The following is a 21,197-nucleotide window of genomic DNA, read 5'->3' as shown; positions in this document are numbered from 1 at the left end:
GCCTATGTCGCTCGAATTAGAACATCCCGGAATCAATGAGCAGTTCGAATTGCTCATTGCAAAAGAAGATAAGCTGGAGATCAGGGAATTCCTGGATCACCAGAATATCAGCGACGTGGCTGAACTGATCAATGATTTCCCTGAATATGAGGCTCAGATTATTGCCAATATGGCCATTCATCGGGCGGCCAGTGTTTTTAAGATCCTGGATATTGCGCAACAGAAAGATATTGTAAAAGAACTTCCTTCTGCAAAAACAGCAGAGTTGTTGAATGAATTGCCTGCGGATGACCGGACCGACTTTTTAGAAGAACTTCCTAAAGCAGCCATTCGTGATCTCATCAAACTACTGGATCCTGAAGAACGTAAAATTACCCTGGCGATGCTGGGTTATCCGGAAGACAGTGTAGGCAGGTTGATGACACCCGATTATGTGTATGTGTATGCCTACAATAAAGTTTCTGAGGTTTTTTCTACCATCCGGAAATTTGGCAAGAACAGTGAAACCATTGATGTGATTTATGTAATCGATGAAACGGGTGCACTAATTGATGATATCAGGATCAGGGATGTTATCCTTGCACCACCCGATAAACGCATTGATGAAATAATAGATGGTCGTGTAGTTTCACTAAATGTAAACGACGATCAGGAACATGCCAATCAGGTATTTAAAATGAATAACCGCGTGGCGCTTCCTGTAGTAGATGATCATAATGTACTACTGGGCATTGTTACCATCGATGATATGTTATGGGTAGCCAATGAAGAGTTCAGTGAAGACATGCAAAAAATTGGTGGTACGGAAGCATTGAATGAACCTTATCTGGATATTCCTTTATTCAAACTTTTCAGGAAAAGGGTTGGCTGGCTGATTGTACTTTTTTTGGGTGAAATGCTTACAGCTACTGCGATGGGTTATTTTGAAGATGAGATCGCCAAAGCAGTTGTGCTTGCCTTATTTGTACCCTTGATTATATCAAGTGGAGGTAATAGTGGCTCACAGGCATCAACCCTTATAATACAGGCGATGGCGGTTGGTGAAATATCCATTAGCGATTGGTGGCGTGTATTGAGAAGAGAAATTTTAAGTGGTTTATTATTGGGCTCCGTATTGGGCATCATTGGTTTTATACGTGTTTCTGTATGGCATTCCTTCTTTCCAGAAATTTATGGTGAACATTGGATGATGATTGCCTTTACGGTTGGCTTCTCCCTGATAGGTGTTGTGCTCTGGGGCACATTATCTGGTTCAATGCTACCGATATTCCTGAAAAAACTGGGTGCCGACCCCGCTGTTTCATCTGCACCTTTTGTTGCTACAATGGTAGATGTAACAGGACTTATCATCTATTTCAGTTTTGCGTATTTCTTTCTGCAGGGGTTGTTGCTTTAGCATATAGCCGGGGCTATAGTCCATGGTCGATGGTCCATGGTCCATGGTAAAGCCAGGAATTATATGTTATTGATTTCTGGGGAAATTTTTCACGACCTATACAGGAGCGTATGATGGAACACGGATTATCATGATTATTGTAAATAAAAAAAGTTCCACCGGCTGAGGTGAAACTTTTATCAATCGAATGCTCAGAAAAGTTAGCCGAAAACAAAGGAAGGTGCAGCATTTAATTCATGCGACAACTTAATCAGTGAACGCTTTGCATACCATGCTGTCAAAACTTTCAACAGTAGTATGGCACCAAACGCAAAAGGTGCATATAAAAGAATCGTTGGTACTATACCCAGTTCACCATATGGAATGATTTTGGTAAAAACCAATGCCAGGTAAATAATGATGGTATAAACAGGCAATACTGCCCAAATTCTGTGTTGACCAAGAGAATAAAGTCTGACCAGTCTTTTCTCCACTTCGAAATTCTCCGATTCTGAAAACTGGTTCAACTGAACTTTAAAAATCTGTCTTTTACAAGAAAAGATATTTATCTCTCTTGCGATACTACGAATGTCTTCGGTGTTGGTTACAAGTGTCCGCTGTTGCATAACTTTAAAAAATAGATTCAGCGGGGGGGACTGTCTATAGAACAAAGTTACTTAAAATTTATCAGTAGTCAACTGCGAAAAGACGCAGATAGACCATAGTCGATAGTCCATGGACCATAGTTTGAAGGTATTGTGAACTAGTACTACTTTTCTTTCATTCACATGAATAGCAGATAGGCCTTAGACCATAGTCTATAGTCCATGGACCATGGTTTGAAGGCATTGTGAACTAATACTACTTTTCTTTCACTCACCTAATTAGTAGATAAACAACAAACCATGGCCTATCGACTATGGTCTATGGACTATCGACCATGGACCATCTGCTACCTGCTATAACTGAGCTTCGATACGCTGCTTGACATGCTCGAACCATTCGTGTTTTAAAATGCTCAGAACGATGGAATCTCTGCGGGTTCCGTCGGATTTGATGGTGTGGCTGCGTAATATGCCTTCAACTGTGCATCCTATGCTTTTCATGGCTGCAATACTTCTGGCGTTGAGGTTGTCGGCACGAAACTCTACTCTTTCCATGCCCAATTGTTCAAAGGCAAACTTTAGTAGTAAATATTTACAATGCTTGTTCAATCCAGTTCCCTGAAATTTCTTACCGTACCAGGTAAATCCTAACTGTAACGTATGGTGCTGCAACTGAATATCGTAAAAACGTGTACTGCCAGCATACTCATTCGTTCTCTTATCAAAAACAATAAAAGGATATTCATTACCAGCAGCCCTTGCTTCCAGTGCCGTTGCAATATATTTTTTTAAATGCTCCTCTCCTGCTGCTTTTTGCGAGGAGTAAGTCCAGATATCCGGTTCATTCGCGGAAAAATACCGCAGATTCTCGCAGTCTTCCATGGCTAAAGGACGCAATAAAACGCAATCATCTTCTAAAACATATTCTTTTGAAAGATTGAATGTGTAATGCATTGAATTTATTTAAGTTTAAGTTGAATATTTGCAGTTCTGGTAAGTTTTCAAAAAGGAAAGTTACCGTTGATTATTGACCTATTAAAGTGAAAAATTATGTGCGGTATTGTTGGCTATACAGGACACAGAGAAGCCTATCCGATTGTATTAAAAGGTTTAAAAAGACTGGAATACAGAGGGTATGATAGTTCAGGAGTAGCATTATTGAATAATGGCAAACTAAACGTGTATAAGAAAAAAGGTAAAGTGGCCGAGATGGAAGAAGACACAGTGGGTAAAGATGTACAGGCTCATATCGGAATTGGGCATACAAGATGGGCCACCCACGGTGAACCCAGTGATCGCAATGCCCACCCGCATGTTTCACAAAGTGGCGAACTGGCCATGATACACAACGGTATCATAGAAAACTACGCCCCTATTAAACAGGAATTGATTTCTAAAGGCTATAGCTTCAAAAGCGATACAGATACAGAAGTATTGTTGAACTTTATTGAAGACATCAAAAAAAACAATAACTGCACACTCGAAGAAGCGCTGCGTATTGCTTTGAAACGTATTGTAGGTGCCTATTGTATCCTGCTCATTTCAAACGATGACCCCGAAACTATTCTTGCGGCAAGAAAAGGAAGTCCGCTTGTTATTGGCATCGGAAAAGGCGAACATTTTCTGGCCAGTGATGCTTCACCCATCATAGAATACACCAAAGAAGTAGTGTATGTAAACGATTATGAAATCGCCATCGTTAAACCAGATGAACTGATCCTGAAAAATTTAGGTAATGAAAAACAAACACCATTCATTACCAAACTTGATATGGAACTGGCTGCCATTGAAAAAGGTGGCTATGATCATTTCATGCTCAAAGAAATTCATGAACAACCTGATACCATTTTTGATTGCCTGAGAGGAAGGTTATTGCCACAAACAGGACAGATCATCATGAGCGGTGTTGACAACCATATTGAAGCATTGAAAAATGCACAACGTATTTTGATTGTCGCCTGCGGTACCAGTTGGCATGCCGGACTAATTGCTGAATACCAGATAGAAGAATTGTGCAGAATTCCGGTTGAAGTAGAATATGCATCTGAGTTCCGTTACAGAAACCCGGTAGTAAACCAGGGAGATGTAATTATTGCCATTTCTCAAAGTGGTGAAACTGCAGATACATTAGTAGCACTAGAAAGCGCCAAAGAAAAAGGTGCATTCATTTTCGGCGTAGTTAACGCTGTTGGAAGCAGTATAGCGAGATTAAGTCATGCAGGCGCCTACACACACGCCGGACCAGAAATTGGCGTAGCAAGTACCAAAGCATTCACAGGTCAGTTAGCTGTATTGGCAATGATGGCATTGAAAATTGGTTATGCAAAAGGCACCATCGATCAAAACAGGTATTTCTCATTAATGAAAGAACTGGAATCGGTACCGGAAAAAGTAAAAGAGATTCTGGCTGATACTTCAAATATCCAACGCATAGCAGAAAAATATAAAGACGCCAGCGACTTCCTGTTCCTGGGTCGCGGATACAATTTCCCCGTTGCGTTGGAAGGTGCTTTAAAACTAAAAGAGATTTCTTATATCCATGCAGAAGGTTATCCGGCTGCAGAAATGAAACATGGACCAATTGCATTGGTAGATGAAAATCTGCCGGTTGTATTTGTCGCAACCAAAGACTCTTATTATGAGAAAATTGTTTCCAATGTGCAGGAAATCAAAGCAAGAAAGGGTAAAGTAATTGCGGTAGCAACTACAAACGATGATATTATTCCAGGCATGGCCGATGATGTTATGTTTGTTCCCGATACTGATGAAGTAATTGCACCATTACTCAGTTGTATTCCATTACAATTATTGAGTTATTATGTTGGATTGGCAAAAGGTTTAGATGTGGACAAACCAAGAAACCTTGCCAAAAGTGTAACAGTAGAATAAGCATTCATTTCAAGCACCAAAACCAACCAGTGCATGACGCAAAATAAGATTACCAAAACACCTATATCTTCTCTCGGTTATCATTTCCTTGGACCAGAATACCTTCCAAAAGGTAAGAATGAGTACTATTTAAGGAACATGCAAAACCGCAATGGTATAACTTATCGCATGCTCAATGCTTATGAAATAGAAGTATTGGTGCGAAACAGAAATACCAGTGATGATTGGACCAAAATATTGGTATCAGATGCTTTTAATCCTGAACTGGTTAAAAACTGCAAATTCTTCGGATTGGTTCGCATTGGTAAACTGGAACCATTTTGCTTAGGGTTTAGTGATTTGAAAGTGCCTGTTGGACTTTACAATTCCACCATCATCAGTTGCGATTTTGGAGATAATGTTTGTATTGATAATGTGAACTATCTCTCTCACTATATTATTGGCAGTGAAGTAATCATTACCAATGTAAATGAAGTTGTTTCAACAAACCATGCCAAATTCGGAAACGGAATAGTAAAACAGGGAGAATCAGAAGAGGTAAGGATTTGGATGGAAATCTGCAATGAAAACACCGGAAGAAGGGTATTACCCTTTAACGGAATGCTCGCAGGCGATGCTTTCTTATGGAGCAGGGATAAACACGACAAAATTTTACAGGATAAATTCAGGGATTTTACAGAAGCTCGCTACGATAATAAAAGAGGTTATTACGGCAAGATTGGTGATCGTACTGTAATCAAAAACTGTAATATCCTTAAGGATGTTTGGATCGGCACAGACGCTTATATAAAAGGTGCGAACAAACTAAAAAACCTTACGGTAAACTCAGGAGAGGAAGGTCGTACCCAGATTGGCGAAGGCTGTGAAGCAGTGAATGGCATTATTGGATTTGGTTGTAAAATGTTTTATGGGGTTAAAGCCGTTCGCTTTATCATGGCTTCCCACTCACAGTTGAAATACGGTGCTAGACTTATCAACTCATACCTTGGTCATAATGCCACCATTTCCTGCTGTGAAGTATTAAACTCTTTAATCTTCCCCGCATACGAACAACACCATAACAATTCATTCCTCTGCGCTTCACTCGTAATGGGTCAGAGTAATATTGCCGCCGGTGCTACTATTGGCTCAAACCATAATAGTCGCGGTGCGGATGGCGAAATCATTATGGGAAGAGGTTTCTGGCCTGGACTCTGTGTTAGCTTAAAACACAATTCTGTATTTGCGGGCTTTACCATTCTTACCAAAGGCGACTACCCTGCCGAATTAAATATCCAACTCCCATTCTCACTTGTAAGCAATGATGTAAGCAAGGATCAACTGGTTATTATGCCGGGCTATTGGTTTCGTTACAATATGTATGCCCTTGCAAGAAATGCCTGGAAATATGTTGACAGAGACAAAAGAACCGAAAGGATACAAAATATCGAATACGACTATCTGGCGCCGGATACCATCAACGAATTATTTACTGCCCTCACTATTATGGAGGAAGCAACAGGCAGGGCATATCATACACAACACAACAAAGCGAAAACAGTTTTAACCCCAGCAGAAGCCGCCAAAATCGGAAAACAATTATTATCAAGCGGTGATAAGTTGGTAGATGAACTTGAAATAACTGTTGACGGATTTGAAAATAGCAAAAGAAAAGTAATCCTGATAAAAGTGCGTATGGCATATCATCTGTTTCGGGAACTGATTCATTATTATGGCACATTACATTTATTGAAACTGGTTAAAGAACAAAAGATAAAATCGCTAGATACGCTTTTGGCTGCTCTTCCTGCAAAAACCAAAAAAACCAATTGGGTAAACCTGGGCGGTCAACTTGTAACAGAGGAAGAATTACAACAGCTAAAAGAAAGAATAAGGTCTGGTAAAATAAAATCATGGGATGAAGTACATGCCCATTATATTTTACTGGGTAACAAATATGCCTCCAACAAAACGGCACATGCACTTGCTGCATTGGCAGAAATAAGTGGTTTAAATTTAAAAAAGATAAACCAGCACCAGCTATCTCAATTGCTTACTGATGCAATAACCACCAAAGAATGGATGACCAAGGGAATTTATGATGCAAGGGCCAAAGACTATCAAAACCCTTATCGTAAAATGGTGTATGAGAATATGGCTGAAATGAATGCGGTGATTGGCAAGTTAGAAGACAACAGTTTTATTCAACAGCAAATGAAAGAGCTGGCAGATTTTAAACAGGAAATCGCAGGGGTAAAAAAGACCTTCAAAATAAAAGGGTAACCTTCGAAAGAAGATTACCCCTGGTTTAAAACCCTGATGGATATTGGATCTTAAAACCTCAAACCCAGACCCAATTGGATCTGTTGATTTGTCCATTTATCTTTATTATCGATATCATTGATGTTTTGCAGGCCAATATTATACCTACCATATATACGCAATACTTTAAAGTTTAGCTGTCCACCAGCGACCATCGAAAAATCCCCAGTTTTAAAAGCAGATTCGCCATTCTGCAATAATGATTTATCCTGATTCAGCAAAATACCAAACTGTGGACCAAGGTTTAAAGTAAGTATGCTTCCAACATTATAACGCAATAAAATTGGGATACTCAGGTAGTCGAGCTTGATTTTCTCCTGATTATTAAAAGGATTTATTTCACTGGCATAAATGGTATTGAAACTGGAACGCTTGGTAGCAGTCTGGCTCCATAATACCTCCGGCTGGATACCCCATTTTTTATTAAAATCTATTTCAAGGAATCCACCAACGTGGTAAGCGAGGTCAAATCCGTCGCTGAATGACTGTCCGGATACCTTGTTTAAGTTAGCCCCTAATTTGGCGCCCAGCCTGATACCCTGTGCCTGTGTGGAAACGGCTAACACTGTTACCGTAAACACTGCTAAAATTAATTTCTTCTTCATAAGGTTTATTTTATACTCCCTAACATTTCAATGACCGTGCCAAACTTCCCCAATCAGACACCAGACAGCCTTAAATCGTTGTCTTATAACTAAAAATATGGATATAGTGTTAACGTACTAAACGATTTCTTATTGTAATTGTTAAAGCTTTATGGAACATTTAACGGATCTGAATATTGATAGAATTATAGAAATGGCCTGGGAAGACCGTACCCCATTTGAAGCCATCCATTTTCAGTTTGGTTTGAAAGAACAGGAGGTGATTGAGCTGATGCGCCAATTCAGTAAAAAAACTAGTTTCCGTTTATGGAGAAAGAGAATGAAGGGAAGAAATACCAAGCATGCGATGCTTAGAACATCCTCCATTAAACGTTTTAAATGCACCCGGCAAAGAAATATCAGTCGAAATAAGATTAGTAAACGATAGTACATAATTCGTTTATTTGTATAAACCACCCAGTTTATGCGAACCTTCTTCATGCTTACTCTTTTTTCAATCCTGTCTATTACTATTAATGCCCAACACAACCACATGGCTGGAAATGGGTATGCAGACAGTGTAAATAATGGCTTGACTGCCAAAGACACCATGAAAAGCAGTCCAAAAAGAGTGACCATGGAAACGATCAATAACACGCATATTCATATCGAATATGGTTCACCAGGTGTAAAAGGCAGGATGATCTGGGGCGGATTAGTAGCTTATGACCAGGTTTGGGCTACTGGTGCACATAATGCTACTACGGTCGACTTCTCAACTCCGGTAACCATTGGTGGCAAAAAAATTCCTAAAGGAAAATATGCCCTCTTTACTATCCCGGGTAAAAATGAGTGGATCATCATCATCAACTCCAGAAATAAGCAACACCTTGCAGATGAATACAATGCTGCAGAAGACCTTGTTCGGGTAAAAGTTAAACCCCTGAAAAACAAAATGACCCAACGACTTACCTATGACATTGAAAAGCAGGGTAAGGATGCGGCTATTACAATAGCATGGGAGTACTTGAAACTTATTTTACCGGTGAAATTGTAGGAGATGTGAATTGTCAATGGTGAATGGTCAATAGCTCAAGCAGCACCATCTATATTCACCATTCACCATTGACAATTCACATCTCCAATTCAATCACCGTAATCTCCGGCAATATCCCCACCCTGCCGGGGTAACCGATAAAGCCGAAGCCTCTGTTTACGTAGAGTTTTTGTTTTCCCTCTTCGTATAATCCAGCCCATTGCTTGTACATCCATTGTACAGGGCTCCAGCGGAAATAAGGGTTTTCGATACCGAATTGCATGCCATGTGTATGTCCGGAGAGCATGAGGTCTATATCCGGGTAACTGGTTCTTACCTCGGCGTCCCAATGACTTGGATCATGACTCATCAATATTTTAAAAGGTATGGTTTCTGTGCCGGGGTAGGCTTCGTTCATTTTACCGTATTTGGGGAAACGACCTTTTGCGCCCCAGTTTTCTATACCAAGTAGGGCAATTTGTTCGCCATTTCTTTCCAGCTTCACATGTTCATTCATCAGCAGTCGCCACCCCATATCAGCATGAACCTGTTTCAATGCATCCAGGTTAGCCATTTTTTCTGCCGGGGTTGGCCATGCTACATAATCGCCATAATCGTGGTTACCCAATGTGCTATAAACACCCATCGGAGCTTTTAGCCGGGCAAAAATGGGTTTGTATTCATCCATTTCACTGGCCCTGTCGTTTACCAGGTCGCCGGTAAAAAGGATCAGATCGGGGTTTTCTTGTAAAATCAGGTCAATACCATGGTTAACCGCCTTTTTATTCTGGAAGCTGCCGCTGTGCACATCACTAATCTGCACCAGTTTAAATCCATTAAATGCGGCAGGTAGATTGGGGAATTTGAGCTTGATTCTTTTTACCTGGTAATTATATTTATTACTAAATCCATATAATAGTGTGCCAAAAAGGGAGCTTCCTACGCCTATACCCAGCCAGCTAAGAAAGGTTGACCGGGGTATTCCACCGCCATTATTGTTCATATATTGAGCACCTGTACCTGGAAATATTTTGCTCATGAGCCAAAGTACCATGCGGCGTAAATCGTCGGAAAAGAAGAAAATAGCCGCTACCAGCTTGGCAAAAAACAGGCCCACCAGGATAGCAAAAACATAATTACGGTAAAAGCGGGAAGCCTGGAAAGCCTGCACATAAGGGAAGGAAATCAATGCCAGTATTGCCAGCACAGAAAATACCCAATACCCAACCGCTACCCAAAACCTGGCCCTTTCAGAGAGATTCTGTGACACGGTACGTACCGCCTGAAATACATAAAAATCCAATAAAAGCATGATCAATGCTATGATCCAAAGTGTTCCCGCGTTACGCATGTAGTTGATTTATCTTATATGTAGACGACCAGGGGATGAAAATATTGCATTTTGGGTTATAGTCCATGGTCCATGGTAACTACTCAATTTCAGCACATTCAACCATTATTGCCCTCCTATGGTCTATGGACTATCGACCATTGACTAATGACCAAGGACTAAGCCCCGCCCCTATGGATAAGATTCTTTCAAAAGATATGCCCGAAACCGTATTTTTGACCTCCTTCAAAACTTAGGCGGATATGAAACTGACTTATTATGGACATTCCTGTTTTCAGGTGGAAGTGAAGGGAAAAAAAATCCTTTTCGACCCGTTTATTACTTATAATGAACTGGCAAAAGATATCGATGTAAACTCCATTCAGGCAGACTATATTTTTCTGTCGCATGGTCATACTGATCATGTAGCCGATGCTGTTTCGATTGCCAAAAGAACAGGTTGTCAGGTAGTATCAGCATGGGAAGTGCATGAGTGGTTACAAAAACAAGGTGTTGAAAAATCACACCCCATGAATACAGGTGGCAAATGGTCCTTTGATTTTGGCACAGTAAAATGCGTAGTGGCACAACACAGCAGTAGTTTACCAGATGGGAGTTATGGGGGTAATCCAATGGGATTTCTTTTTATAACAGAAGAAGGTAATTTCTATTACAGCGGAGATACTGCACTTACTTTGGATATGCAATTAATACCATCCTGGAGTAAACTTGATTTCTGTGTACTGCCAATAGGTGATAATTTCACGATGGATGTTGCCGACGCAGTAAGATGTGCAGATTTTGTACAATGCAAAAAAGTGGTTGGCGTACATTACGATACTTTCGGTTTTATTAAAATTGATAAAACTGCGGCACAACAAGCATTTGCAGCAGCAGGTAAGGAATTATTTCTTCCTGCAATCGGAACAGCGATAGACTTATAACTTATAAAAAGTTCGTACATACGAACAAGAGACAATTATGGCGAGAATTATTGGAGTTGCTAATCAGAAAGGAGGCGTCGGTAAAACGACCACTGCCATTAATGTGGCAGCCAGCCTTGCTGTTTTAGAATTCAAAACATTACTGGTTGATGCCGATCCTCAGGCAAACAGCACCACTGGTGTAGGCTTTGATCTGCACAATATTACCAGCAGTTTATACGACTGTATGGTGAATAATACGATTGCTGCAGATGTAATCCTGAAAAGTGAAATACCCAACCTGGATATCATCCCTTCACATATCGACCTCGTTGGTGCGGAAATTGAAATGATCAATTATCCCAACCGTGAGAATGTTATGAAAGGGATACTTGATGCAGTGAAGGATAAATACGACTTCATCATCATCGACTGCTCTCCTTCACTCGGCTTAATTACCGTGAATTCACTGGTAGCATCCGACAGCGTAATTGTTCCTGTACAATGTGAATTTTTTGCGCTGGAAGGTTTGGGTAAACTCCTGAACACCATTAAAATTGTTCAAAGCCGATTAAACCCGGAATTACAGATAGAAGGCATTTTGATGACTATGTACGACGGCCGTTTACGTTTATGTAATCAGGTCGTGAGTGAAGTTAGAAGACATTTCGATGAAATGGTTTTCTCTACCATCATACACAGAAATACCCGCCTGAGCGAATCACCCAGCGTAGGTAAACCGGTGATACTATATGATGCAGAAAGTAAAGGTGCCATCAATTACCTGAATCTGGCAAAAGAGATACTGCAAAATAATGGCTTAACTAAAATGTCGAATGAGGAGAGGATAATTGAGTAGACCATAGTCGATAGTCCATAGTCCATGGTAAAACCTTCTTGCTACTATGCGCTATGGACTATTTACCATTGACTCCCAATACCCTTCCAAAAAACAAAACCATGACCAACCCAAAACAAAATAAAGAACTCATTGGCAAGGGACTTCGTTCTTTGTTGCAGAATATTGATGCGGATCTTAAGACTACGGCCGGTACTTTGAAGACAGATGTTGTTGAGCAGGTTACCCATATCAGTCGTATCCCTTTAGCAGACATACAGATTAACCCTAAACAACCCCGTCGCGATTTTGATGAGCAGGCTTTGAAGGAGTTGGCAGAATCATTGAAACTGCATGATATTATTCAGCCGCTTACTGTTTCTAAATTAGCGAATAATAAATACCAGCTAATTGCAGGCGAACGCCGTTTTCGTGCTGCAAAACTGGCTGGATTAAAAGACGTACCAGTTTATATACGTCAGGCCAACGACCAGCAATTACTTGAGCTTGCACTCTTAGAGAATTTACAGAGAGAAAACCTGAATGCGGTTGAAATAGCCCTCAGCTATAAGCGTATGATGGATGAACTCAGTTATACACAAGAGCAGGTGGCTGAGAGAATGGGGAAAGAAAGAAGTACGGTTACCAACTATATCCGTCTGCTAAAATTACCTCCTGATATTCAACTGGCAGTTAGAAGCGGAAACCTTAGCATGGGACATGCCAGGGCACTCGTTAATATCGATACCATTGATAAACAATTATTCGTTTATAAAGAAATTCAGCAACGCGGATTAAGCGTTAGACAAACCGAAGAACTGGTACGTAAACTCTACCAGGCAGAAAAAAATGAACCTGTTAAATCTTCGGCAAAATCAGATCTTCCGCCCGCTTACAAAAAAATTGAAGATAACTTAGCATCACACTTTGCCACCAAAGTGAAAATGGTACATAACAAAAAAGGTTATGGCAGTATCACCATCGAATATTATTCATTGGAAGAACTCAATAAGATACTCGATGCCATGAATGTAACGGTGAGTTAATAGCTAAATGGGTGTATTAAGGTCCTTCATACTATCTGTTGCCCTCATTACCGGGCTTTCAAATCTCCACGCGCAATCTGATAAAGAACAGCTCGCTGGCAGTTCTGCATTCAACTTAGCCGATACCACAGTGCAAAAAGACAGCCTGGCAAAGATGAAGAAACCTGTTAAACCGCATATTCCTAAAATAGCTACCAGAAGAGCATTATTACCGGGCTGGGGACAGGCATACAACAAACAATACTGGAAGATACCGGTGGTGTATGGCATTCTGGCCATTCCTACCATTACCTTCTTCTATAATAACAACATGTACAAAAAAACAAAGTTTGCTTATGAAGCTTTGTTTAAGGCACAGTTGCCCGTACCAAATAGGGATAGTACAGATTACTGGAAAATAGATCCGCAATTGCAGGGCCTAAGTATTTCATCGGTACAGAGTTACCGAAATGCGTTTCGCCGCGACCGGGATTATTCTATCCTTTGGTTTATTATAGCTTATGGATTACAAATTGCAGATGCAACCGTTTTTGCGCACCTCAAACATTTTGATGTGAGCAGCGACCTAAGCATGCAGGTTACACCAACATTTAATCCTGTAACAAAATCGCCAGGATTTGGTCTGGTCATGAATTTAAAACAACCGAATAAAAAACCAGTTAACATAAGATAACCATTCAAACCTGTGTAATGAATATAATTTTAGTTGGATACGGTAAAATGGGTAAAGCCATTGAAGAAATTGCAGTAGCGAAAGGACATACCATTACCCTCAAGGTAGACCTCGACAATGCCGATGAACTCAACGCAGCAAATGCTGCCAAAGCAGATGTGGCAATTGAGTTTACCAGTCCACACAGTGCATTCACCAACGTAATGAAATGTTTGGAACTAGGACTGCCCGTAGTTTGTGGTTCAACCGGTTGGCTTGAAAAATTTGATGAAGCAAAACAATATTGTATCCAACAAAATGGCACATTGGTTTATGCAAGTAATTACAGCATCGGTGTAAATCTATTCTTTGAAATCAATCAACAGCTTGCCAAATTAATGAGTAAGCACACAGATTATGATGTGTCTATGGAAGAGATTCATCATACTCAAAAAAAAGATGCACCAAGCGGAACTGCTATTACATTAGCAGAACAAATCATGGCTTCCATTCCAACCAAAAAACATTGGACGAATGAAGCTTCAACAGAGAAAGAAGCACTTACCATCATTTCTGAAAGAATTGATCCAGCACCCGGCACACATAAAATAAAATACAGTTCACCCATTGATGACATAGAAATCATTCATACCGCACACAACCGAAAAGGTTTTGCGGGCGGTGCAGTACTGGCCGCTGAATATGCCATACAGCACAAAGGTGTATTGGGTATGAAGGAGGTATTGGGTTTATAGCCTGATAGACCAGCCTGCTTTAAAAAACAATGCATTTGATCTTGCTGATGCCGATGGTTGTTTCCAGCTATTTGTGGTAAGCTGTAACTCTAATAATTTCAGGAGTTTCAATCCACCACCTAATTCATATACAAAGGATGATCCGCTGGGTCCATTGTGCGCATAACTCTGTGAAGCAATACCACCATTGGCTTGCAGAAAAATGCTCCCAACAAGATAGCGCCTGATGCCAACTTTAATAGGAATGATCCGCAGATTTCCTGCTGCCACTCCTGAGCGACTGCTGATAAGTTGATATCCGATGCTACCAGTGAGCATGGTTTTACCCAGACCGAGTCCACCGCCAAATTCTCCAGCAACACCACCACGATAATTAGCATCCAGACCTGCACCATATGGCGATACATAAGCCATGTTACCGAATAAAAGTGCCCTGGGCCTTTTAATGATTTGTGCTTCTGTTTCAGAAGAAAATACGAGTGCTAATAGGAGAAATAAAGAAAGTTTTGATATTTTTCGCATGGGATTGATTTCTTTGTAAAGAAAATCATTTTTGGCCAGTTTATTTTCATAGCCCGGTAATAACCTTTTATTAAAATTATTCGAGGGGCTATTAGAATATTCCATTAATCAACATTTTATGCTATCAAAAAAAACACAATATGCCTTTAAAGCCCTTACCTTTATGGCGGAGCGCAAGAAAGACGGGCCGGTATTGATAGCTGAAATAGCCAGCAAAAAGAAAATACCCTTGAAATTCCTGGAAAATATCCTGCTTGAACTGAAGAAAGCGGGGTTATTAGAAAGCAAAAAAGGCAAAGGGGGTGGCTATTTTTTCAATGTAGAGCCACATAAAATCCCTTTAGCCACTGTAATGAGGCTGATCGAAGGACCCATAGCTTTACTGCCCTGTGTGAGTTTGAATTTCTATGAAAAATGTCATGACTGCAATGAAAAAAAATGCGGGTTGAACAGAGTCATGATTGAGGTTAGAGACAATACCCTAAAAGTGCTTGAAAATAAAACTGTAGCCGACCTGGCTATATTGTAACCACTAAAACTAACAGTATGAAAAAATGGCTTGTACTCCTACTCTGTATTCCGTTTGTATCGGAAGCACAGGTTCCTTTGTTGTTAAAAGGAAAAAACATTGTAAAACTGAACCTGAGCTCTCTCGTGGCCAAAAACGTTCACTTTACTTATGAAAGAAAACTTACCAACCGCTTCTCAGCAGCAATTGGTTTTAGAACCATGGCTAAAGGAACACTTCCTTTCAAAAGTACATTTGAAAGCCTGGTAGACGGTACCGATTTCGATTTCAACAAATTTCAGATGGGTAATACCGCTATTACTCCTGAAGTTCGTATCTACCTTGGAAAAGGCAATATGAGAGGATTCTATGTGGCTCCTTATATGCGTTTCGCCAGCTTCGATATTACTGCGCCAGTTAAGTATACCTATAATAATGGTACAACTAATGTAACAGATGAAGCGCCAGTTGCAGGTAAAATAAAATCTACCAGTGGTGGACTTATGTTCGGCACCCAGCACAGAATTTTCAAAGTGTTGACTTTGGATATCTGGATCATTGGTGGTCACTATGGAAGCAGTAGCGGTACCCTTGCCGTAACCAAGGCTTTCAATACTCAACAGGAAAGAGATGCTGTTAAAGCTGAATTGGATGGCATCGATGCAGCGCCATTTAAATTTAAAAACGCTGTTGTAACTTCTACTGGTGCAAGTATTCAGTCTGATGGCCCTTGGGCAGGTATTCGTGGAGCCGGTATTAATATCGGTTTCAGGTTCTAATTAAATACTGACCTCATTTATAAAGTAAGAGTCGCAATAAAAAATATTGCGACTCTTTTTAGTTTACCCCCCGGTAAAGATTTGATTGAAATGGAAATGATATCCTTTCAGGTGTCAAATCGTATATAATGATACGACCGGGGTAAAAAAAGTTGCACCAACTATCTATTTTTTCAGGTTATCCAGCATGTCTTTTGTCATTTTAGACAAATCATACTCAGGTTTCCACCCCCAATCGCTTGCAGCAACACTATCGTCGATGCTTTGTGGCCAGCTATTGGCAATCTGCTGGCGATAGTCTGGGGCATAAGCCATTGAGAATCCGGGAATATGTTTGGCTATCTCAGCGCCTATTTCTTTTGGTGAAAAACTCATTCCGGCCACATTATAAGATGTTCGAACATTTATTTTAGAAGCAGGGGCTTCCATTAATTCGAGCGTTGCACGAATAGCATCGGGCATATACATCATAGGCAGGTAAGTATTTTCCTCGAGAAAGCAGTTATATTTTCCATGTTCCAGGGCTTCATGATAAATTTCAACCGCATAATCTGTTGTTCCGCCACCTGGGGCAGACTTATAACTGATTAACCCTGGATAACGAATACTTCTTACATCAACACCATAACGCTGGAAATAGTAATTGCACCAGAACTCACCCGCATACTTACTGATACCATAAACAGTAGTGGGTTCAATGATGGTTTGTTGCGGACAATTTTGTTTGGGTGAAGTAGGACCGAAAACTGCTATACTGCTGGGCCAGTAAACTTTGGTCAATTGCTCTTCACGGGCAATATCGAGCACATTCAATAAGCCCTGCATATTCAAGTGCCAGGCAAGGTTGGGATTTTTTTCTCCGGTAGCAGAAAGAATCGCTGCCAGCAAATATATCTGCGTAATGTTCTGGCGGATAACCTGGACATGTAACATTTCCTTGTTCATTACATCCAGACTCACATAAGGACCAGTACCTTCCAATAAAGGATTCTGTTCGCGTAAATCAGAAGCTATCACATTATTATTGCCATACAATTTGCGAAGTGCCATTGTCAATTCAACCCCAATCTGACCAGAAGCACCAATAACAAGAATTTTTTCTTTTTGTTGCGACATGCAATACGGATTTAGAGGGACAAAGAAAGACAAAAAACAGGAATGTTTTTGGGTGAATGGTGAATTGTTAATTGTGAATGATGAATACTGAAGAACAGATTCCAGTATTGACAATTCACCATTGACCATTCACCTAAAACATTTCCTTAATTTTGCCTACTAAACAACTACCATGATTCCTTCCTATTTAGCCGACCTGTTCAAGCACCAGCAATATGATGCCAATAATTTTTTCCTAATTGCTGGTCCATGTGTAGTAGAAAGTGAAGACCTGGTAATGGAAGTGGGTGATACCGTATCAAAGATTTGTGCGGACCTTGGTATTCCTTATGTATTTAAAGCCAGTTATCGCAAAGCTAATCGTACCAGTGCTTCTTCTTTTACCGGAATAGGTGACGACAATGGTTTATCCCTGATTAAAAAAGTGGGAGATACATACAAATTACCCACCACATCTGATATACATGCACACGATGAGGCTGCAATGGCAGCGCCATTTATCGATATTCTTCAAATACCAGCATTTCTCTGTCGCCAAACCGACCTGCTGATTGCTGCAGCAGAAACCGGTAAGGTTGTAAACGTGAAAAAAGGTCAGTTCTTAAGTGGTCCATCCATGAAATTTGCGGTTGATAAAATTAAACTGGCGGGTAATGAGCAAATCATGCTTACCGAACGTGGTACTACATTTGGTTATCAGGACCTGGTAGTTGATTATCGTAATATTCCCTGGATGAAGGAACATGGCTGTCCGGTAATCATGGATTGTACCCATTCTTTACAACAACCCAATCAAACCACCGGTGTAACCGGAGGTAACCCTCAACTAATAGGCACTATCGCCAAAGCTGCTATTGCCACAGGTGCTGATGGACTTTTCATCGAAACCCACCCCAACCCCGCTGTAGCAAAAAGCGATGGCGCAAATATGCTCAAACTAGACCTGTTAAAACCACTGTTGGAAAAGCTGGTAAAGCTTAGGAAAGCGGTATAGAACAGAGGAACAGAGGAATGTCCAATGTCCAATATCCAACGTCGAAGTATATACTTGGAAATTGGACATTGGACATTCCTCTGTTCCTCTGTTCGTCTGTTCCTTTGTTCGTCTGTTTTACCAGTTTCTCAACGGGTTTCTCCTTCCGGCGAGGATGTAATTTTTGATATTGATCCAAAAAGCGAGGATCATATAGATGATTACGGGCGAGCCCATGGTGAGGAAGGAAATGTAGATAAACCACATCCGGATCCTGGAGCTGGCGATTCCCAACTTCTCCCCCATGGCGGTGCAAACACCAAATGCCCTTAGTTCTAAAAATTCTCTGATTTTTTGCATAATCTACGGTTGATAAGGGGCTTGTACTGCAAAATAGAAAATTTTGTTGAATGAGAGCGCGAATGTCGATTAGTTTATGTCCATGGTCCATAGTCCGGCCACTAGCTTTTGATTTTTGAATTTTGAATTATAACTATGCCCATAGACGATAACCACAAGCCATCCACCGTACCCTCTTTTTTCGTAATTTTGCACCCAATCAGAGGTAAAACATCGATTGACCCATTCCAAACCCTCAATCATCCTTACATCTGACATCTGAGATCTGACATCCAAAAATATTAAACTATTATTCCATGGCATTTGACATTGAAATGATCAAGAAAGTGTACGCCGAGATGCCTGCCAAGGTAGATGCTGCACGTAAGGCGCTGGGACGCCCGCTTACCCTGTCTGAAAAAATTCTTTTCGCCCACCTGCATAAGGATCAAGCCCTTAGCAATTTTGAAAGAGGTAAATCTTATGTAGATTTTGCACCAGACCGCGTAGCAATGCAAGATGCAACAGCGCAGATGGCATTGTTGCAGTTTATGCAGGCAGGCAGACCTAAAGTGGCCGTTCCTTCAACTGTACACTGTGATCACCTGATTACTGCCAAACTGGAAGCTAAAAAAGACCTTGAAGTAGCCAATGCAGAGAGCAAAGAAGTGTATGACTTCCTGGCTTCTGTTTCTAACAAATATGGCATTGGTTTCTGGAAACCAGGTGCGGGTATCATTCACCAGGTAGTATTGGAAAACTATGCTTTCCCTGGTGGTATGATGATTGGTACAGACTCACATACCGTAAATGCAGGTGGATTGGGTATGATTGCAATCGGTGTTGGTGGTGCGGATGCTTGTGATGTTATGGCGGGATTACCTTGGGAGCTCAAATGGCCCAAACTGATTGGTGTTAAACTTACTGGTAAACTCAGTGGCTGGACTGCCCCTAAAGATGTAATCCTGAAAGTGGCAGGTATCCTTACAGTAAAAGGTGGTACTGGTGCTATCGTTGAATATTTTGGTGAAGGTGCAAGTGCAATGAGTTGTACTGGTAAGGGTACCATTTGTAATATGGGTGCCGAAATCGGTGCAACCACTTCTACTTTTGGTTATGATGAAAGTATGAGCCGTTACTTATCAGCAACAGGACGTGCGGAAGTTGCAAGCATGGCCGATGGTGTGAAAGATTACCTGAATGCTGATCCGGAAGTTTACGCAGATCCTGAAAAATATTTCGATCAAATTATTGAAATCAACCTGAGTGAATTGGAACCACACCTGAACGGACCATTCACTCCGGATTTGGCTACACCTATTTCTAAAATGAAAGAAATGGCCGCGGCCAATGGATGGCCTACCAAAGTAGAAGTAGGTTTGATTGGTAGCTGTACCAACAGTTCTTATGAAGATATCAGTCGCGCAGTTAGTCTTGCTCGTCAGGTAAAAGAAAAAGGATTGAAAACAAAAGCACAATACACCATTACACCTGGTAGTGAACAAGTACGTTATACTATTGAACGTGATGGCTTCCTGGATATTTTTGGAGAAATTGGCGCAACTGTATTTGCCAATGCCTGCGGACCATGTATCGGTATGTGGGATCGTGTAGGTGCCGAAAAAGCAGAACGCAATACCATTGTACACTCTTTCAATAGAAACTTCGCGAAGCGTGCAGACGGTAACCCAAATACACTTGCCTTTGTTGCTTCACCAGAACTGGTAACAGCACTGGCAATTGCAGGTGATTTAACTTTCAATCCAATTACCGATACACTTACCAATGAAAAAGGAGAGCAGGTAAAATTGGATGAACCAACTGGACAAGAATTACCCCAGCGTGGTTTTGCAGTTGAAGATGCCGGCTACCAGGCACCTGCTGCAGACGGTAGTGGCGTTCAGGTGGCAGTTGATCCTACTTCTAAACGTTTACAATTACTTGATCCTTTTGCAGCATGGGAAGGAACTGACCTTAAAGGTTTGAAACTCCTGATCAAAGCAAAAGGCAAGTGTACCACTGACCATATTTCAATGGCTGGTCCATGGTTGAAATTCCGTGGTCACCTCGATAATATCAGTAACAATATGCTGATTGGTGCATTGAACTTTTTCAATGAAAAGACCGACTCAGTTAAAAATCAATTGACTGGTGAATATGGTCCAGTACCGGCTACACAGCGTGCTTACAAAGCAGCAAATATTGGTTCAATCGTGGTAGGTGATGAAAACTATGGTGAAGGTTCTTCAAGAGAACACGCTGCCATGGAACCCCGTCACTTAGGTGTTCGTGCAATACTGGTTAAATCATTTGCCCGTATCCATGAAACCAACCTGAAAAAACAAGGTATGCTTGCCCTGACTTTTGCCGATAAAAACGATTACGAGAAAGTTCAGGAAGATGATACCATCGATATTGAAGGACTTACTTCATTTGCACCAGGTGAGCCATTAACGGTTGTATTGCACCATGCAGATGGTTCTTCTGACAAAATCAGTGTTAACCATACTTATAACCAACAACAAATTGAATGGTTTAAAGCAGGTGGTGCATTGAATATTATTCGCAAACAAGTGGCAGGTTAATTCTTTAACCTGTTTCCAATAAAAAATCCCCCGCTAATTTA

General features: G+C 40.8%; 21 protein-coding genes. 14 read left to right on the top strand and 7 right to left on the bottom strand.

Going from position 1 to position 21,197, the window contains the following annotated elements; all coding sequences use genetic code 11:
• The first annotated feature begins 4 nt into the window (after positions 1-4).
• Positions 5-1,396, top strand: coding sequence for a magnesium transporter (mgtE, locus tag ACH30E_RS10930; protein ID WP_294994872.1), 1,392 nt, complete (start codon positions 5-7; stop codon positions 1,394-1,396).
• A gap of 200 nt (positions 1,397-1,596) precedes the next feature.
• On the opposite strand, the gene ACH30E_RS10925 is transcribed toward mgtE, so the two are convergent.
• Positions 1,597-2,001: a hypothetical protein gene (locus tag ACH30E_RS10925; RefSeq protein ID WP_490824839.1), complete on the bottom strand. Its 405-nt coding sequence runs from the start codon at positions 1,999-2,001 to the stop codon at positions 1,597-1,599.
• A gap of 333 nt (positions 2,002-2,334) precedes the next feature.
• On the bottom strand, positions 2,335-2,934 hold the full coding sequence (locus tag ACH30E_RS10920) for a GNAT family N-acetyltransferase (RefSeq protein ID WP_490824838.1): 600 nt from the start codon (positions 2,932-2,934) through the stop codon (positions 2,335-2,337).
• A gap of 96 nt (positions 2,935-3,030) precedes the next feature.
• Here ACH30E_RS10920 and glmS point away from each other — a divergent pair, with 96 nt between their 5' ends.
• Together glmS and ACH30E_RS10910 are read left to right on the top strand one after the other, a co-directional pair.
• The gene (gene glmS, locus ACH30E_RS10915; protein ID WP_490824837.1) at positions 3,031-4,869 is read left to right on the top strand and encodes a glutamine--fructose-6-phosphate transaminase (isomerizing); all 1,839 of its coding nucleotides are present in this window, start codon (positions 3,031-3,033) and stop codon (positions 4,867-4,869) included.
• 33 nt (positions 4,870-4,902) lie between these two features.
• Complete coding sequence (locus tag ACH30E_RS10910) at positions 4,903-7,131, top strand: DUF4954 family protein (RefSeq protein WP_490824836.1); 2,229 nt, start codon at positions 4,903-4,905, stop codon at positions 7,129-7,131.
• A 50-nt stretch (positions 7,132-7,181) separates the two neighbouring features.
• Here the strand turns inward: ACH30E_RS10910 and ACH30E_RS10905 are convergent, their stop codons facing one another.
• On the bottom strand, positions 7,182-7,775 hold the full coding sequence (locus ACH30E_RS10905; RefSeq protein WP_294994887.1) for a porin family protein: 594 nt from the start codon (positions 7,773-7,775) through the stop codon (positions 7,182-7,184).
• Between the two features lie 151 nt (positions 7,776-7,926).
• Between ACH30E_RS10905 and ACH30E_RS10900 the strand changes: the two genes are divergently transcribed.
• Both ACH30E_RS10900 and ACH30E_RS10895 read left to right on the top strand, forming a co-directional pair.
• Complete coding sequence (locus ACH30E_RS10900) at positions 7,927-8,202, top strand: TIGR03643 family protein (protein WP_294994890.1); 276 nt, start codon at positions 7,927-7,929, stop codon at positions 8,200-8,202.
• 36 nt (positions 8,203-8,238) lie between these two features.
• Positions 8,239-8,811 (top strand): DUF2911 domain-containing protein, encoded by a 573-nt coding sequence (locus ACH30E_RS10895; protein WP_490824835.1) that lies wholly within the window; start codon positions 8,239-8,241, stop codon positions 8,809-8,811.
• Positions 8,812-8,887: 76 nt separating this feature from the next.
• On the opposite strand, the gene ACH30E_RS10890 is transcribed toward ACH30E_RS10895, so the two are convergent.
• Positions 8,888-10,141, bottom strand: coding sequence for a metallophosphoesterase (locus ACH30E_RS10890; RefSeq protein WP_490824834.1), 1,254 nt, complete (start codon positions 10,139-10,141; stop codon positions 8,888-8,890).
• A 242-nt stretch (positions 10,142-10,383) separates the two neighbouring features.
• Here ACH30E_RS10890 and ACH30E_RS10885 point away from each other — a divergent pair, with 242 nt between their 5' ends.
• The 5 genes from ACH30E_RS10885 (at position 10,384) to dapB (ending at position 14,334) form a co-directional block, all read left to right on the top strand.
• A complete protein-coding gene (locus ACH30E_RS10885; protein ID WP_294994899.1) occupies positions 10,384-11,064 on the top strand; it encodes a metal-dependent hydrolase in 681 nt (226 codons plus the stop codon).
• 37 nt (positions 11,065-11,101) lie between these two features.
• Positions 11,102-11,902, top strand: a complete 801-nt coding sequence (locus tag ACH30E_RS10880) for a ParA family protein (protein ID WP_294994902.1) — start codon at positions 11,102-11,104, stop codon at positions 11,900-11,902.
• 101 nt (positions 11,903-12,003) lie between these two features.
• Positions 12,004-12,927: a ParB/RepB/Spo0J family partition protein gene (locus ACH30E_RS10875; protein ID WP_294994905.1), complete on the top strand. Its 924-nt coding sequence runs from the start codon at positions 12,004-12,006 to the stop codon at positions 12,925-12,927.
• A gap of 7 nt (positions 12,928-12,934) precedes the next feature.
• Complete coding sequence (locus ACH30E_RS10870; protein ID WP_490824833.1) at positions 12,935-13,600, top strand: DUF5683 domain-containing protein; 666 nt, start codon at positions 12,935-12,937, stop codon at positions 13,598-13,600.
• Between the two features lie 17 nt (positions 13,601-13,617).
• The gene (gene dapB / locus ACH30E_RS10865) at positions 13,618-14,334 is read left to right on the top strand and encodes a 4-hydroxy-tetrahydrodipicolinate reductase (RefSeq protein ID WP_490824832.1); all 717 of its coding nucleotides are present in this window, start codon (positions 13,618-13,620) and stop codon (positions 14,332-14,334) included.
• On the opposite strand, the gene ACH30E_RS10860 is transcribed toward dapB, so the two are convergent.
• Positions 14,329-14,961, bottom strand: coding sequence for a hypothetical protein (locus ACH30E_RS10860; protein WP_490824831.1), 633 nt, complete (start codon positions 14,959-14,961; stop codon positions 14,329-14,331). The two genes, dapB and ACH30E_RS10860, sit on opposite strands and share 6 nt — an antisense overlap.
• A gap of 13 nt (positions 14,962-14,974) precedes the next feature.
• Between ACH30E_RS10860 and ACH30E_RS10855 the strand changes: the two genes are divergently transcribed.
• Together ACH30E_RS10855 and ACH30E_RS10850 are read left to right on the top strand one after the other, a co-directional pair.
• The gene (locus ACH30E_RS10855) at positions 14,975-15,385 is read left to right on the top strand and encodes an RrF2 family transcriptional regulator (RefSeq protein ID WP_294994917.1); all 411 of its coding nucleotides are present in this window, start codon (positions 14,975-14,977) and stop codon (positions 15,383-15,385) included.
• A gap of 17 nt (positions 15,386-15,402) precedes the next feature.
• Positions 15,403-16,143 (top strand): hypothetical protein, encoded by a 741-nt coding sequence (locus tag ACH30E_RS10850; RefSeq protein ID WP_294994920.1) that lies wholly within the window; start codon positions 15,403-15,405, stop codon positions 16,141-16,143.
• Positions 16,144-16,308: 165 nt separating this feature from the next.
• Here ACH30E_RS10850 and ACH30E_RS10845 read toward each other — a convergent pair whose 3' ends face one another.
• Positions 16,309-17,259, bottom strand: a complete 951-nt coding sequence (locus ACH30E_RS10845) for an NAD-dependent epimerase/dehydratase family protein (protein WP_294994923.1) — start codon at positions 17,257-17,259, stop codon at positions 16,309-16,311.
• 172 nt (positions 17,260-17,431) lie between these two features.
• Here ACH30E_RS10845 and kdsA point away from each other — a divergent pair, with 172 nt between their 5' ends.
• Positions 17,432-18,253 (top strand): 3-deoxy-8-phosphooctulonate synthase, encoded by an 822-nt coding sequence (gene kdsA, locus ACH30E_RS10840; protein ID WP_490824830.1) that lies wholly within the window; start codon positions 17,432-17,434, stop codon positions 18,251-18,253.
• A 117-nt stretch (positions 18,254-18,370) separates the two neighbouring features.
• Here the strand turns inward: kdsA and ACH30E_RS10835 are convergent, their stop codons facing one another.
• Positions 18,371-18,592, bottom strand: a complete 222-nt coding sequence (locus ACH30E_RS10835; protein ID WP_294994929.1) for a PspC domain-containing protein — start codon at positions 18,590-18,592, stop codon at positions 18,371-18,373.
• A gap of 296 nt (positions 18,593-18,888) precedes the next feature.
• On the opposite strand from ACH30E_RS10835, the gene ACH30E_RS10830 reads away from it, so the two are divergent.
• Positions 18,889-21,156: an aconitate hydratase gene (locus tag ACH30E_RS10830; RefSeq protein ID WP_294994931.1), complete on the top strand. Its 2,268-nt coding sequence runs from the start codon at positions 18,889-18,891 to the stop codon at positions 21,154-21,156.
• Positions 21,157-21,197 lie beyond the last annotated feature (41 nt).

The organism is Sediminibacterium sp. FW305-C-61 (genome assembly GCF_058231065.1).
The sequence above is the reverse complement of the archived record's forward strand: the minus strand, read 5'-3'. Positions and strand labels throughout refer to the sequence as shown.